Source organism: Kitasatospora sp. NPDC059973, from assembly GCF_042737525.1.
In the GTDB taxonomy this organism is placed as follows: Bacteria; Actinomycetota; Actinomycetes; order Streptomycetales; family Streptomycetaceae; genus Kitasatospora.
In genome coordinates, this window is record NZ_JBHWUI010000018.1 from 64,157 (window position 1) to 78,430 (window position 14,274).

The 14,274-nt window shown below is 74.4% G+C and carries 12 protein-coding genes; 3 read left to right on the top strand and 9 right to left on the bottom strand.

The annotated features are described in order from the left end of the window. Positions 1–32 precede the first annotated feature (32 nt). The 6 genes from ACFWA9_RS07990 to ACFWA9_RS08015 all read right to left on the bottom strand — a co-directional run bounded on the left by ACFWA9_RS07990 (position 33) and on the right by ACFWA9_RS08015 (position 6,114). Entirely contained in the window at positions 33–1,331 is a 1,299-nt protein-coding gene (locus tag ACFWA9_RS07990) for an MFS transporter (protein WP_380384403.1), read from the bottom strand. Between the two features lie 281 nt (positions 1,332–1,612). After that, the gene (locus ACFWA9_RS07995) at positions 1,613–2,401 is read right to left on the bottom strand and encodes a DUF1684 domain-containing protein (protein WP_352297676.1); all 789 of its coding nucleotides are present in this window, start codon (positions 2,399–2,401) and stop codon (positions 1,613–1,615) included. Between the two features lie 182 nt (positions 2,402–2,583). Further along, positions 2,584–3,444 carry an acyl-CoA thioesterase II gene (locus ACFWA9_RS08000; RefSeq protein ID WP_352297673.1) on the bottom strand — a complete coding sequence of 287 codons (861 nt, stop codon included), beginning with the start codon at positions 3,442–3,444 and terminating at the stop codon, positions 2,584–2,586. A gap of 323 nt (positions 3,445–3,767) precedes the next feature. Then, entirely contained in the window at positions 3,768–4,409 is a 642-nt protein-coding gene (locus ACFWA9_RS08005; protein WP_380384406.1) for an alpha-ketoglutarate-dependent dioxygenase AlkB family protein, read from the bottom strand. 187 nt (positions 4,410–4,596) lie between these two features. After that, positions 4,597–4,992, bottom strand: coding sequence for a transglycosylase family protein (locus tag ACFWA9_RS08010; protein ID WP_380384409.1), 396 nt, complete (start codon positions 4,990–4,992; stop codon positions 4,597–4,599). Between the two features lie 321 nt (positions 4,993–5,313). Beyond that, positions 5,314–6,114, bottom strand: coding sequence for a transglycosylase family protein (locus tag ACFWA9_RS08015; protein ID WP_380384412.1), 801 nt, complete (start codon positions 6,112–6,114; stop codon positions 5,314–5,316). A gap of 819 nt (positions 6,115–6,933) precedes the next feature. Here ACFWA9_RS08015 and ACFWA9_RS08020 point away from each other — a divergent pair. Both ACFWA9_RS08020 and ACFWA9_RS08025 read left to right on the top strand, forming a co-directional pair. After that, entirely contained in the window at positions 6,934–7,806 is an 873-nt protein-coding gene (locus tag ACFWA9_RS08020) for a hypothetical protein (protein ID WP_380384415.1), read from the top strand. A 278-nt stretch (positions 7,807–8,084) separates the two neighbouring features. Continuing rightward, on the top strand, positions 8,085–8,705 hold the full coding sequence (locus ACFWA9_RS08025) for a hypothetical protein (protein ID WP_380384418.1): 621 nt from the start codon (positions 8,085–8,087) through the stop codon (positions 8,703–8,705). Positions 8,706–8,901: 196 nt separating this feature from the next. Here the strand turns inward: ACFWA9_RS08025 and der are convergent, their stop codons facing one another. The 3 genes from der to ACFWA9_RS08040 form a co-directional block, all read right to left on the bottom strand. Next, positions 8,902–10,353 (bottom strand): ribosome biogenesis GTPase Der, encoded by a 1,452-nt coding sequence (gene der / locus ACFWA9_RS08030; protein ID WP_329490181.1) that lies wholly within the window; start codon positions 10,351–10,353, stop codon positions 8,902–8,904. 260 nt (positions 10,354–10,613) lie between these two features. Next, entirely contained in the window at positions 10,614–11,327 is a 714-nt protein-coding gene (gene cmk, locus ACFWA9_RS08035) for a (d)CMP kinase (RefSeq protein ID WP_329490180.1), read from the bottom strand. Positions 11,328–11,588: 261 nt separating this feature from the next. Then, on the bottom strand, positions 11,589–12,674 hold the full coding sequence (locus tag ACFWA9_RS08040) for a prephenate dehydrogenase (protein ID WP_329490179.1): 1,086 nt from the start codon (positions 12,672–12,674) through the stop codon (positions 11,589–11,591). Between the two features lie 393 nt (positions 12,675–13,067). Here ACFWA9_RS08040 and ACFWA9_RS08045 point away from each other — a divergent pair. Then, a partial coding sequence (locus ACFWA9_RS08045; RefSeq protein WP_380384423.1) for a DUF4139 domain-containing protein occupies positions 13,068–14,274 on the top strand: 1,207 nt, incomplete at its 3' end.

Below are 14,274 nucleotides of genomic sequence, written 5' to 3' on the forward strand. Positions count from 1 at the left end.
GGGGGTGCTCGCTGCCAGGTATGGCGGTGGCGTCAGGGGGTCGGGTGGCGGGCGTCGTAGCGGAGGAAGGCGGGGCGGCGGGCGGCGAGCAGGGCGATGGCGGCGACGCAGGCCAGGCCGCCGCTGATGACGGAGGTGGCGGGGTTGGTGAGGGAGGCGACGGTGCCGGACTCGAAGTCGCCGAGGCGGGGGCCGCCGGCGACGACCACGATGAAGATGCCCTGGAGGCGGCCGCGCATCTCGTCGGGGGCCGCGACCTGCATCATCGTGTTGCGGAAGATCATGCTGACGGTGTCGGCGCAGCCGGCCACGGCGAGCAGGAGGAGGCCGAGCCAGAGGTTGTGGATCAGGCCGAAGGCGGCGATGGCGAGGCCCCAGGCGGCGACGGCGGCGAGGACGGCCACGCCCTGGCGGTTGACCCGGCCGACCCAGCCGGAGAACAGGGCTCCGGTCAGGGCGCCCACCGCGGGGGCGGCGACCAGCAGGCCGACGGTGCGGGCGTCGCCGGCGTAGAAGGTGACCGCGATGGCGGGGAAGAGGGCTCGCGGCATACCGAAGATCATCGCGGCCAGGTCGGCCAGGAAGCTGGTGCGCAGGTTCGGCTGCTCCCGCAGGAAGCGCAGGCCGTCGAGGACGGAGGCGCGGCCGCGGCGGTCGCCGAGCGGGCGCATCGCGGGCAGGCGCCACATCGCGTACAGGGTGGCGGCGAAGGCCACGGTGTCGACCAGGTAGGCGGCCTGGGTGCCCCAGGCGCCGATGAGGACTCCGCCGAGCATGGGGCCGACGGTGAGGCCGAGGTTCATGCTGACGGTGTTCAGGGCGTTGGCGGCGGGGAGTTGGTGGCTCGGGACGAGGCGGGGGATCATCGCCGACCGGGCGGGCGAACTCAGCGCGAAGAAGCCCGCCTGGACGGCGACGGCGGCGTAGAGCACGGCGACGAGGCCGAGCCCGGCGAAGGCCTGGGCGGCGAGGACGGCGGAGACCGCGGCGAGGCCGGCCGAGCCGATCAGACCGAGCTTGCGCCGGTCCACGGTGTCGGCGATCGCGCCGCCGTAGAGGCCGAAGGCGACCAGCGGGAAGAGGGAGAAGAGCCCGACCAGGCCGGTGGCGAAGCTGGAGCCGGTCATGTCGTAGACCTGGACGGAGACGGCCACGGCGGTCATCTGCTGACCGATCGACGAGACCGCCTGCCCGAACCAGACCCGCCGGTAGTCGACGTTGTCGCGCAGCGGGCTGAGGTCGGCGAAGGCCTTGCGGTACCAGCGCGCGGACGAGGCGGGGAGCTCTGCCGAGGCGGCGGAGGGTTCGACGGACGCGGCAGGGGGCTTCACGGCCGCCGCCGGGGAGAGGCCACCCTCGGGACCTCTTGGGGGCGCGGCCGACCCTGGGGTCGGGGGCACGACGGGTACCGGGGGCGCGGAGGCGGCCGCGGGCGGCGCGGCATCCGAATTGGCAGGATGATTGGTCGACACAGCCCCCCATATTCGACCTCCGCCCGTGCGCCCCGCCCACCGGGGTACCGGCCGAGCGGCCGCGGCCCCGCTGGGCTGGGCGGCCTCACCGGCCGGCCGCACCCCCCGCTGAGCCGCGGCAGCGACGGCGGTGGCGGCGGCTACCGGGTCAGGACCTGCTTCTCGCCCGCCTCGACCACGAAGTCCAGCCGGTTGCCCGGCGGCGGGAAGGGGCAGATGAAGTGGTCAGCGAAGGCGCACGGCGGCAGGTAGGCGCGGTTGAAGTCCAGCACCGTGCGGCCGTCCGCGTCGGGCTCGGGAAGGCTGATGAAGCGGAAGCGGTAGGTGTCCGCGCCGCTGCTCGCGTCCGCGATGACCCCGCTGAGTCCGCGGCCCGCGCTGCCGACCGTCAGGGTGCGGTGCTCGCCCGCCACGGTGAAGGAGATCCGGCCGGTGAGGGTCAGCGGGCGGTCCTTGCCGTCCGCGTTGGGGACGAGGACGGCCCGGGCCTCGCCCTCGAAGGGGGTGTAGAGCGCCGGCACGGCCCATTCCGGCGAGTAGGGGTACGCGGAGATGCCGGCGAAGGACTGCCGCCCGGGCGAGGCCGGGTCGAAGACCCGCAGGGCGAGTTCACCCTCGCGCTCGATCGGGACGAGCAGTACGTCCCCGACCGAGGCGGTGTCCGCGGCCGGGTCGGTGTCCGGGCGGAGCAGCACCTCGCCGTCGACCGGGGCGGACGCGCCCGCGACGGTGATGCCGTCGGACGCCGTCGCCCGGAGCCGGACGCCCTCCGCGTCGGCCCACCAGCGGCCGGGCACGCCGGGTATCCCGGCGGGGTCCGGCTCCAGCCAGTGCGTGCCGGTGAGCGCCAGCTGGCCGTGGCGGGCGCTCACCGCCGCAGCGCGGCCCTCGCTCCAGTGCTTCCAGTCCTCCGCGGCTGTCGCCGTCATCGGTGTGCCCTCCCAGTCGGTCCGGGCCCGCCGGACTGTCCGCCGGGCACCGGGCCCGGCGGACAGTCCGGCACCGCCCGTGCGGTGTCCGTCATCACGTCAACGCCGATCACCGGGGTGGATCATTCCCGGCAGGTCCGACGGGACGGACGGCGGCCCTCACCCGGGCGCCGAGGGGCGGGTCAGCCCTTCAGCGGCCGGAAGAGCCCCTCCTGCACCACGGACACGACCAGCTGCCCGTGGCGGTCGAAGATCTGCCCGCGCGCGAGACCGCGGGCGCCGTGGGCTATCGGGGACTCCTGCTGGTAGAGCAGCCAGTCGTCGGTCCGGAACGGTCTGTGGAACCACATCGCGTGGTCGAGCGAGGCCATGTCGAAGTGGCGCGTGCCCCAGAGCGGCTCGACGGGGGCGCGGACGGCGTCGAGCAGCGTCATGTCGCTCGCGTAGGTGAGCGCGCAGACGTGGATCAGCGGGTTGTCGGGCAGGGCGCCGTTGGTGCGCAGCCAGACACCGCTGCGGGCCTCGACGCCGGCCAGCTCCTCCTTGGTCCAGCGCAGCCGGTCGACGTAGCGGATGTCGAAGGGCTGGCGGCGGCTGATGAACGGAGGCAGCTCGCCGAGCCGGGACCCCACCTCCTCCAGCGCGCTCGGCAGGTCCTCGGGGGCGGCGACGGCGGGCATCGGGTACTGGTGCTCGATGCTGCCCTCCTCGGGGACGTGGAAGTCGGCGGTGAGGGCGAAGATCGAGCGGCCGCCCTGGATGGCGAGCACCCGGCGGGTGGTGAAGGAGCGGCCGTCCCGGATCCGGTCCACCTGGTAGACGATGGGCACGCCGGGCACACCGGGGCGCAGGAAGTAGGCGTGCAGCGAATGGACGGGGCGGTCGCCGTCCACCGTGCGCCCCGCCGCCACCAGCGCCTGGCCCGCGACCTGGCCGCCGAACGTCCGCTGCAGCGCCTCCTCCGGGCTGCGCCCGCGGAAGATGTTCAGTTCGATCTGCTCAAGGTCCAGCAGCTCGACGAGTTCGTCGACAGGGGTACCCATGCGTGCGCTTCCTCTCCGGGTGGCCGACCCAGACGGAGATGCCCGCCCGGCTGCCGACGCCCGTTCTATCGAATTCTCCCGCCCAGTCGAATCCTTCAGCGAGCCAGGGCATTCCCCTCGACCCCGCACCCCTCCACCGATTCACTCGAACGAGGACCCATCGCTTCGAACATGCCGGCGTAGAAGCTACGCCCGGACACCGCGAGCACCGCAGACGGGGCACCGCGAGCGCCGCAACCGGGCACCGTCAGCACCGCAAAGGGACACCGTGAGCACCGCCCGGACGCCCAGAGCTCCGCACACGGACGACGGCAGCGCCGCCGTCACAGGCCCGACTGGCGGACAGTGATGTTGAGCCGGCCGGTCAGCCCGAGCGCCGGATCCGCCGTGCCAGGCAGCGTGCGCACCACCCCGTGGTACGCGAAGCGAGCCGGTCCGCCGAACACCAGCAGGTCACCGCTGCGCAGTTCCAGGTCGGTCCACGGCCGGGTGCGGGTGCGGGTGTTGCCGAGCCGGAAGAGGCAGGTGTCGCCGAGGGAGAGCGAGACCACGGGCGCGTCCGTGCGCTCGTCGCGGTCCTGGTGCAGCCCCATCTTCGCGCCGTGCGGGTAGTGGTTGACGATCGCGATGTCCGGTTCGTACCCGGCGGCGCCCGCGATCGCGTCGACGGCCTCGCCGTACGCCGCGTCGACCGCGTCGCGGGCGAGCCGGGCGAGCTCCGGCGGGAACGCCTTGACCGGTGCGCCGTCGGCCGCGACACGACGGTAGCCGTAGGGGTACCAGTCCCAGCCCAGGGCGACCATGCGGACCGACATCATGCCGCCGGTCGGCATCCGGACGGCGCGCATCCCCGCCGGCGGCCGGGCCCACTCCCGGCACGCGGCGACCAGGCGGAGCTGGGCTTCGGCGTCGAGCCAGCCGGGGACGAGCACCGCGCCGGGCGCCGGTTCGGACCGCCCGGGCACGGAAGCCCCGTCAGCGCCCGACCCTGCACCGGGCCCCGGGTCGAGTCCGGCACCGGAACCGAGGTCGCGACCGACACCGGACTCCGGGTCGCGACCGGAGCCCGTACCGAACAGTTCGCCCTGGATCACGCCACCATCCTCCCGCACCCACCGGGCGGCCGGCAGGGCGAGCGGGCGCAGGACCCGATCAGCCGCGGTCGGACCCTCCACCGATCATCCCGATCTCCCGGGCACAGGCCGGCCACGCCTCCCACCCCTGCAGATGGAGGATCTCCTCGGCCACGGTGGTCTGCTGGCGCCGGCTCGCCCGGTCGGGGCGGTCGGCGAAACGCAGGCCGCCAGCCTCCTCCCAGGTCGGCGGCCAGATCTGCAGGCCGCCGAAGTAGCCGTTGCCGGTGGCGGCCCGCCAGTCGCCGCCGCTCTCGCACTCGGCGAGCTCGTCCCAGATCATGTCCGCCACCGTCGAAGCGGCGCGGGCCCGGCCGGCCGGGAGCGGCACCACGGCCGGCAGGAGCACGAGGGCGAGCGCGAGGACGAGGGCGACGAGGGGCGCGGGGACGACGCCGGCAGCCGAGGACCGCACCGGGCGACCGGTCGGTACGAACGATTCACGGCTGATCCTATGAACGCTGAGAAGGCACAGCAGCCGACCCTAAGCGCACCTCTCGCCGGCCCGTCCCGACACGCCGGACACGCCGACGGCCGCTCCCCCGCACAGCGGAGAAGCGGCCGTTCGAACAGCATGTCCGGAGTACGGCGGCCACCTGGAACAGGCGGCCCGACCGAACCGGCGCCCCCGGTCGCACCGGAAGGCACGACGGACCGAAAGGCACGACGGACCGGCGGGGTCCTTATGGACCCGAGAAGTCGGCCGACCCCGAGGGATCACACCGTCCCCGAGGGATCAGACGGTCAGGGTCTGGCCCGGGAAGATCAGGTCGGGGTTGCCGCCGATGACCTTGGCGTTGGCGTTGTACAGCTCGTGCCAGTCGGTGCCCTGGGCAGCGGCGATGGTGCTGAGGGTGTCACCGGCCTTCACGGTGTAGTTGCCGCCGGTGACCGGCTTGGCGTCGTTCGAGGCCGGAGCGGCGGGCTTCGCGGGCTTGGCCGGCTTCTCGGCCTTCCAGGAGGCGGCGGCGTCCGAGGACTTCGGCGCGGCCTTGGGGGCCTCGGCAGCCTTGGGCGCGGCCTTGGGGGCCTCGACGGTCTTCGGCGCGGCCTTGGGGGCCTCGGCGGCCTTCGGCGCAGCGGTGGCGGCCGGGGCGGCCGGCTTGGCGGCGACGGAGGTGTCGACGGCGGCCGGGGTGCCGCCCTTGGTCAGACCGGCCTTGACGGAGCAGACGGGCCAGGCGCCCGGGCCCTGCGAGGCGAGCACCTTCTCGGCGACGGAGATCTGCTGCGCCTTGGTGGCCAGGTTGGCCTGCGCGGCGTAGGCGGTGCCACCGAAGGCGGCCCAGGTGCTGGAGGTGAACTGCAGGCCGCCGTAGAAGCCGTTGCCGGTGTTGATGGCCCAGTTGCCGCCGCTCTCGCACTGGGCAACCGCGTCCCAGGTCGAGACGGAGGCGGCGGAGGCCGAGTTGGCCGTGACGAGGCCGGCCACCGGGAGGGCCGCGACAGCGGCACCCGCGACAACAGCCATCCGAACGCGGTTGCGCTTGGTGACGGTGGAGGTGGTGGCAGCGGCGGTCTCGTTACGGAAGGTCATGAGGTTCCTCTCGACAGCCCCGGGCGGGCATGCGGAACCAGACCCTCGAAGGAGTCGAATCGCTCGCCGCGTCCATCGGGCGGCCGGGCACGTGTCGGACGTGCCGCGCCGCCCCGGCCACCCACCACGCACCGGCGACCAGATCGAGCGGTCGCATCAGTGGGCACGGCCCACGCCGGGGTGAGCCGGTGGGCTGTGCGTCGGAGGTGAACCCGGGTGGTGCTCGTTGCACCACCAATGAAGCTACGAGTCAGGTCGCCACGGAACCAAACACCCGACGGTCTGCCCAGCTCAGCAAGGCGTTACCGGCGGTAATGACCATGCAAGCATGTCCAAAATGTCCGATATAACCGTCATTTCCTAGATCAAACATTGCCCGGCCGTGACCCACCTCACGGTTTCATTCCGGCCTTCCTGTCGCCGACATCGACAGATTGTGAGCATCCGACCACTTCGCGCGGTCGGATCAGGGGCAATTCCCGTCACCCTCGGTGTCCACCCGTGACCCCTGCCACAGGGGCCCGTTGGTAAAGGCGGCCGGAAAGGCCCCTCGCCCCACCGCCCGTCCTGCCCTGTCCCAGCCCGGTCCCACCCCCGACGGCCACCCCCGACGGCCACCCCCGACGACCGACCCCGGCCCGACCCGAGCGCCCACCCAGAGGCCCTCCACCCGATCCACCAGCTCTTCCAGCCCCACCAGCCCCACCAGCGCTACCCGCCCCACCTACTGCACCAGCCACACCCAGCCCCACCGCCCGCTCCCCTCCCCCGCCCGCGTCACCCCTGACCGCCGGCGAACCCGACAACCGAGGAGTCCCAGTGCCGCGCATGCTCGCCGTCAGCGACGAGGTCCGATCCGAGATCGGCGACGACGAGGCAGACCGCCTGCTCGGCGGCGCCCACACACCCGACAGCTACGAGTGCACGTCCTGCCGCACCCCCGGTGACTCGCTCCAGGAGCCCACCAGCACGGTGCTGTTCGTCGGCGAGGAGACGGCGGTGCTCGCCTTCGCCCATGCCCGCTGCATCCCCTCCCAGGTGGTGCCGGTCTCCGAGGAGCAGCTGGTGGGCGCGGTACGCAGCATCAGCCAGGCGCAGACCGAGGTGCCCGCCGTCCCGGGCCCCGTGATCCCGGGACCCGCCGTCCCGAACCCGGCCCAGTCCGCCGGCGCCCAGGCCACCGGTGCCCCGTCCGCCGGCGCCCAGGCCACCGCGCCCGGCCAGGCCGCCATCCTCGGCATCACCTGCGGGCTGGTCCTGCACGGCGACACCGGTCACGCCGCGGTCGTCGTCGAGCCCACCGGACCGGTCGGCCGACCGGGCAACACCTCGGGCACCGACGAGTTCCTGGACCTCCTCCAGGACGCCGGCTTCCAGCCCGTCACCGACCTCGACAAGACGCCGGACCAACTGGCCGGCTGGTCCGTCCTGGTGGCGATGGGCAAGCTGCACGCGATCCTGCAGCCCGCGGCCGCCGGGGGCAGCACCGGCTGGTGGCAGGCCCACCAGCCGCTCCAGGTCACCGACGCCTGGAGGTTCGCCGCCAACCAGCTCACGGAGGTGACCATGTACGCGGTTCCGGCGGGCATGGTGGGCCGGCAGCCGCGCGAGGACCTGCTGCGCCAGGCGCTGGAGCGTGCCGTCGCCCTGGGTCAGGTGGTCGGCGCCTCCCTCCCGCTCGCGGGCACCTGAGCCTCCCTGACACCTCCGGCACGCCTCGTCCCGCCCCGGCCGGAAACCCACACCCGCCGGAAACCCGCACCCGCCGGAAACCCCGGCCGGAAGCCCGCCCCCGGCCGGAAGGCCCGCCACGGACCGGTCCGCACCCCGACCGGCATAGGCCAACCTTCCGGCCGGGGCCGGACACCCCGCATCCCCCGGGGGACTCGCTCGTTGGCCCCTGTGTGTACAGCTACGACGTCTCCGCATCCCACCGCCGGTCCACCACCGCCCCCCGAGTGATCCCGGGCATGCGCCCGTCGTTCGACGCTGAGCACCCGCACTCGGCCACGCCGATCTACGACGAGCTGTACTCCGAGTACCGGCGGCTGTTCCGCGCGCTGCCCGGCGACCGCTCGGGCGAGGAGAACCTGAGGTTCGCGGGCTTCGCCGTCCGCGACGGCTACCCGGTGCTCGCCGAGCCCCGTCCGTACCCGCCGCAGCACCAGGCGTTCCAGACGTACGCGGGCCAGGCCGCCGGCCTCCCCCAGTTCATGCCGAACCAGCAGAACGGCCAGGGCCACACCGGCAGCACCCACAGCAGCGGCACCCACTCCACCCACGCCCACCACACCGCGAGCCAGCACACCGGCACACACCACACCGGGGCCCCGCACACTCCCGCGGACCCCACCAGCGACGGGCTCGGCCAGGTCGGCCAACCCGCCCAGCCCGCCGCCCAGTTCGCCAACGGCCAGGGCTGGGTCGCGGCCGGCTACCTGGGGCCCGTGCCGCACCCGATGCCCGCCCCGGCACCGGCACCGGCACCGGTGATGAGCAACGGCAGCGCCCCCACCGCCGGTCCGGCCACCGGCGGACGCCACCGCAACCTGCTCTCGCTCCCCCCGGGCCGCAGCAGCGACCAGCACTGACCCGGCCCACGCACCGGCCCGCACCCGCCGGGGCACCCGCCCCGCACCCGCCCGCGCACGCAGGAGGGCCCCCGCCGTCGAAACGGCGGGGGCCCTCCTGTCGAACCGTCCGTCGACCACCGGCCGACAGACCACCGGCCCGGCCGGCCGGGCCGCCACTAAGGGCGCGGCGGCCGACCGGGCACAGCGGCGGCGACTACTTGCGCTTGCGCTTCTCCCGCACCCGCACCGAGATCGAGATCGGCGTGCCGACGAAGCCGAACTCCTCACGCAGCCGGCGCTCGACGAAGCGGCGGTACCCGGCCTCCAGGAAGCCCGAGGCGAACAGCACGAAGCGCGGCGGGCGGGTACCCGCCTGGGTGCCGAACAGGATGCGCGGCTGCTTGCCACCGCGGATCGGGTGCGGGTGCGCCGCGACCAGCTCGCCGAGGAAGGCGTTCAGGCGCGCGGTCGGGATGCGCGTCTCCCACCCGGCGAGGGCGGTTTCGATGGCCGGGACGAGCTTCTCCATGTGCCGGCCGGTCTTCGCCGAGACGTTGACCCGGGGCGCCCACTGCACCTGGACGAGATCGCGCTCGATCTCGCGCTCCAGGTAGAAGCGGCGCTCCTCGTCGAGCTGGTCCCACTTGTTGTAGGCGATGACGACGGCGCGCCCGGCCTCGACGGCCATCGAGATGATCCGGGTGTCCTGCTCGGCCAGGGTCTCGCTGGCGTCGACCAGCACGACCGCGACCTCGGCCTTCTCCAGGGCGGCGGAGGTGCGCAGCGAGGCGTAGAAGTCCGCGCCGGCGGTCAGGTGGACCCGGCGGCGGATACCGGCGGTGTCGACGAACTTCCAGGTCTTGCCGCCCAGTTCGATCATCTCGTCGACCGGGTCACGGGTGGTGCCGGCCAGCTCGTTGACGACCACCCGCTCCTCGCCGGCGACCTTGTTGAGCAGGCTGGACTTGCCGACGTTGGGCCGGCCGATCAGCGCGACCCGGCGCGGGCCGCCGGCGGCGACGCCGAAGGTCTGCGGCGGGGCCTCGGGCAGGGCGGCCATGACGGCGTCGAGCAGGTCACCGGAGCCGCGGCCGTGCAGGGCGGAGACGGGGAAGGGCTCGCCGAGGCCGAGCGACCACAGGTACGCGGCCTCCGCCTCGGTGGACTGGCCGTCGACCTTGTTCGCGCAGAGCACGGTCGGCTTGCCGGCCCGGCGAATGATCTTGATCAGGGCTTCGTCGGTGTCGGTGGCGCCGACGGTGGCGTCGACCACGAACAGCACCGCGTCGGCGGTCTCGATGCCCAGCTCGGCCTGCGCCGCCACCATGGCGTCGATGCCGAGGACGTCGATCTCCCAGCCGCCGGTGTCGACGACCTTGAAGCGGCGGCCGTTCCAGGTGGCCTCGTAGCTGACCCGGTCGCGGGTGACGCCCGGCTTGTCCTCGACGACGGCCTCGCGGCGGCCGATGATGCGGTTCACCAGGGTCGACTTGCCGACATTCGGGCGGCCGACGACGGCCAGCACGGGCAGCGGCGCGTGGTCGGCGCCCCCGAGCCCGTCGACGTCCTCGGGGTCGAACCCCTCCTCGGCGGCGAGCGCCATGAATTCGGCGTACTCGGCGGCGTCCAGCTCACCGTGCTCGGTGGCGGAGTGCTCTGCGGTCATGTTCGTGTTTTCCGTTTCCCGGCGCGGCCCTTCCCAGGGGCGTGCCGTGCGTACCTGCCCCGGTCGGGGCAGCGCGAGTACTTCGAGAAAGTCGCCCCGCGGGCGCTTCCGTACTTCTAGGGAGGCGCCCCGCGGGCGCTCCCGAACAGCGGGCCGCGACCGGCGAAGGCCGCGGACGGTGTGCCCCGGGCGGTGGGCCCGGAGTGAGGGATCCCGGACGGCGCGGGGGATGGGACCCCCGGGCGGCGCCCGGTGGCGGCTCAGACCGCCGACAGCCCGGCCCGCTCCTCCACCAGCATGATTATCGTGCCGATGACCTGCTCCAGGCTGAGTTCGCTGGTGTCCACCAGGACGGCGTCGGCGGCCTGGGTCAGTGGAGCGGTCTCGCGCGAGGAGTCCGCCTTGTCCCGGCGGACCAGGTCGGCGGCCATCTCGGCGATGGTGGCCTCGTCGACGCCCTTGGCGCGCAGCTCGGCCGCCCGCCGCTCGGCCCGGGCCGCCACCGAGGCGGTCAGGAAGATCTTGACGGTGGCGTCCGGGAACACCACGCTGCCCATGTCCCGGCCCTCGGCGACGATGCCGCGTTCGGCGACCTCGGCGCAGCCGCGCTGCAGCTCCACCAGGCGGGTCCGCACGGCGGGCACCGCGGCGACGGCGCTGACCTGCGCGGTCACCTCGGGCCCCCGGATCGGACCGGACACGTCCTGGCCGTCCACCGTGATGGTCGGGCCGGCCGCGTCGGTGCCGGAGACGATCACCGGCTTGCCGCAGGCCACGGTCACGGCCTCCGGGTCGTCGATGTCCACGTCGTTGGCCAGCATCCACCAGGTCAGCGCCCGGTACATGGCGCCGGTGTCCAGGAAGCTCAGCCCCAGCCGGGCGGCGACCGCCCGGGAGACGGTCGACTTGCCGGAGCCGGAGGGTCCGTCGATGGCGACGACGACCGGGGCGTGCGCTCGGTCGGCAGTGTCCACGGGGCGAACCTCTCTCTGGGCCTGAGCCCGAACCTGAATCCTGTACGGCGCGAGCCGCACAGCCTGAAACCGGGGGATGTCTCCCTCCAGGTTAATGGACCGGCGCCAGACCCCGCCCCGGTGCTCCGTGCCACTGGCACCGGCCCCGTGCCGCCACCCCCGCACCGGCCCGCGTACCGGCCCGCGCCCCGGCCCCTGATCCGGCCCCCGAACCGGCAGGCCCCCCTACCGGCCGCGCTCCGACCCCTCGGGTACCGGTCCTCAGTCCCGGACGCTCCAGCCGCTCGCCCGGAGCGCCACGGTGAGCGGCGTCACCGCGCCCGGCGCGACCGACAGCTGGACGAAGCCCACCTGCTGCCCCGACGAGTGCTCGATGACGACGTCCTCGATGTTGACCCCGGCGGCGCCGACCTCGCCGAAGAGCCGGCCCAGCTCGCCGGGCTGGTCGCCGAGGACCACCGCCACCGTCTCGTACCGGGTCGGCGGCGCACCGTGCTTGCCGGGGATCCGCGACTGGCCGGCGTTGCCCCGGCGCATCACGGTCTCGATCCCGGCCGCGCCCGCTCGGCGCTCGCCCTCCTCGGTGGCCTGCAGCGAGCGCAGGGCGGCGACGGTCTCGCCGAGGTCGACGGCGACCTCCTCCAGGATGTCGGCGACCGCGCCGGCGTTGGCGGAGAGGATGTCCACCCACATGCCCGGGTTGGAGGCCGCGATCCTGGTGACGTCCCGAACACCCTGGCCGGAGAGCCTTATGGCCGTCTCGTCGGCCTTCTCCAGCCGGGCCGCGACCAGCGAGGAGACCAGCTGCGGGGCGTGCGAGACCAGGGCGACGGCCCGGTCGTGCGCGGCGGCGTCCATCACGATCGGCATCGCGCCGCAGAGGGCGACCAGCTCCAGGACGGCGTTGAGCGTCTCGGTGTCGGTGTCGGCGGTGGGGGTGAGCACCCAGGGCCGGCCCTCGAACAGGTCGGCGCGCGCGGCCAGCGGGCCCGAGCGCTCGCGGCCGGCCATCGGGTGGCTGCCGATGTAGTGGACGGTGTCGCAGCCCAGCGCGGCCACCTCGGCCCTGGGCCCGTCCTTGACGCTGGCCACGTCGGTGTACCAGCGCGCCAGTCCGCGCCGCTGGCAGTCGGCGAGCACCTTGCCGACCAGGGCGGGCGGCACCGCGATGATCGCGAGGTCCACCGGACCGTCGGCCGGCTCGGTGGTGCCGGCGCCGAGCGACGCGGCGGTACGGGCCGCGTCCGGGTCGGCGTCCTCCAGATGAACGGTCAGCCCGCGTCCGGTCAGGGCGAGGGCGGCGGAGGTGCCGATGAGTCCGGTACCGACGACGGCGGCAGTGCGCATGGCGGGGTGGCTCTCCTCAAGGGGCTGGCCTGGACGTGCCCGCCCATCCTCTCGCATCCCCACCACCCCCGCGGCCACAGTCCACCCCCGCCGACCGCAACCGCGCGGCCACCGGCTCCGTCCCCCCTGACGCGACACCACGCGCACCACATCGCACGCGCACCGCACCGCGCCGCGGACACGACGCACCGCGACCACAGGACACCGCACCACGCACCGCACCGCACACACGCGCACCGCACACGCGCGGACACACACCGCCGCACACGCACGCCGCACACGCCGAGCACGGGCGAAATCCGAGGACGCCCGCGCCGATGCGAGGCAGACTGACCGCCCAGGGGGCGGCAGCGCGCCGTCGGCGCGAGCGGCGCGAACGAAGGGGTAGGCCGGGTGGACGACCAGCACAGGGCAGACGACGAACAGCAGTCCGACCGAACCGCGGTACCGGCCCATCCGTCGGAGCTCGACTCCGTCGTGGTCCACGCCGTCGGCGCGGTCTGCCGCCGGCGCGCCCGGGTGGCCCTGCCGCCCGGCGGGCGACTGCGGCTGACCGGGCTGCCGCAGGTGCTCGACGGGCGGTCGCTGCGGGCCCGGGTGCTCTCCGGCCCGCCGGGCACCGCCGTCACGGAGGCCCGCCTCGAACCGGTCGCCGAACTCCGCTCCCCCGACGACCTCCCCGAGCTCCACAGCCGGTTGAAGGCCGCCCGGGAACACGAGTCCGCCGTCCGCGAGCGGCAGCGCCTGGTCCTCGACACCATCGCGGAGACGACCGCGCTGCGTGCCGTCCCGCCGGCCCGCCGCCGGGACGAACCGCTCCGCCGCACGCCCGCCGACGCCTGGCTGGAGCTGGCCGAGTTCGTCGACGAGCGGCTCACCCGGCTCCACCTCCGCGCCGACGAGCTGGCCGAGGAGCTCGAACGGGCCGAGCACGCGACCGAGACGCTGGCCGACCGGCTGGCGCGTTCGTCCACCGCCGGACCGGCCCGGCCGGTGGAGACCTCCGCGACCGTCCTGCTCACCCTCACCGCTCCCACGCCCTCGAACTCCCGGCCCGAGGGCACCGCACCCGCACCCGCCCCCGAGATCGACATCGAACTCGAATACGGCGTCCCCGCCGCCCGCTGGGTGCCCGCCTACCGGCTCTCCTACCAGCAGGGCTCGGACACCGGCCGGCTGGTCCTGCGCGCCTCCGTCGCCCAGCGGACCGGCGAGGACTGGACCGACGTCCGCCTCGCCCTCTCCACCGCCGACCTGGAGCGGCGCACCGACCTGCCGAAGCTGCGCTCGCTGCGGATCGGCCGCAGCCAGCCCGCCCCGCCGCCCTCCGGCTGGCGCGAGCCCCCGGCCGGGCTGAGCGACCTCTTCACCGGCTACGACGCGGTGGGCCCCCGCCCCGAGCCCCGCCGGAGCGGACCGGTCCTCGTCGGGGCCGCCGCCCCGCTCCCGCGCCCCGTACCGCCGCCCGCTCCCATGGCACCGGGCGGCGCACCCCTGGCGGGCGGCACCCGCGGCGGCGTCCAGGCCTTCGAGGCGCCCGCCCCCTCCCTCGGCTTCGCCGGCTACGGCGGGCCGCCGCCCCCGCAGCCCGGTGCCCCGC

Bases quoted from the DNA above. Each gene is read 5' to 3' on its own strand.
- ACFWA9_RS07995 (WP_352297676.1), bottom strand. From the start codon at position 2,401: ATGACGGCGACAGCCGCGGAGGACTGGAAGCACTGGAGCGAGGGCCGC.
- ACFWA9_RS08000 (WP_352297673.1), bottom strand. From the start codon at position 3,444: ATGGGTACCCCTGTCGACGAACTCGTCGAGCTGCTGGACCTTGAGCAG.
- ACFWA9_RS08015 (WP_380384412.1), bottom strand. From the start codon at position 6,114: ATGACCTTCCGTAACGAGACCGCCGCTGCCACCACCTCCACCGTCACC.
- ACFWA9_RS08025 (WP_380384418.1), top strand. From the start codon at position 8,085: ATGCGCCCGTCGTTCGACGCTGAGCACCCGCACTCGGCCACGCCGATC.
- der (WP_329490181.1), bottom strand. From the start codon at position 10,353: ATGACCGCAGAGCACTCCGCCACCGAGCACGGTGAGCTGGACGCCGCC.
- ACFWA9_RS08040 (WP_329490179.1), bottom strand. From the start codon at position 12,674: ATGCGCACTGCCGCCGTCGTCGGTACCGGACTCATCGGCACCTCCGCC.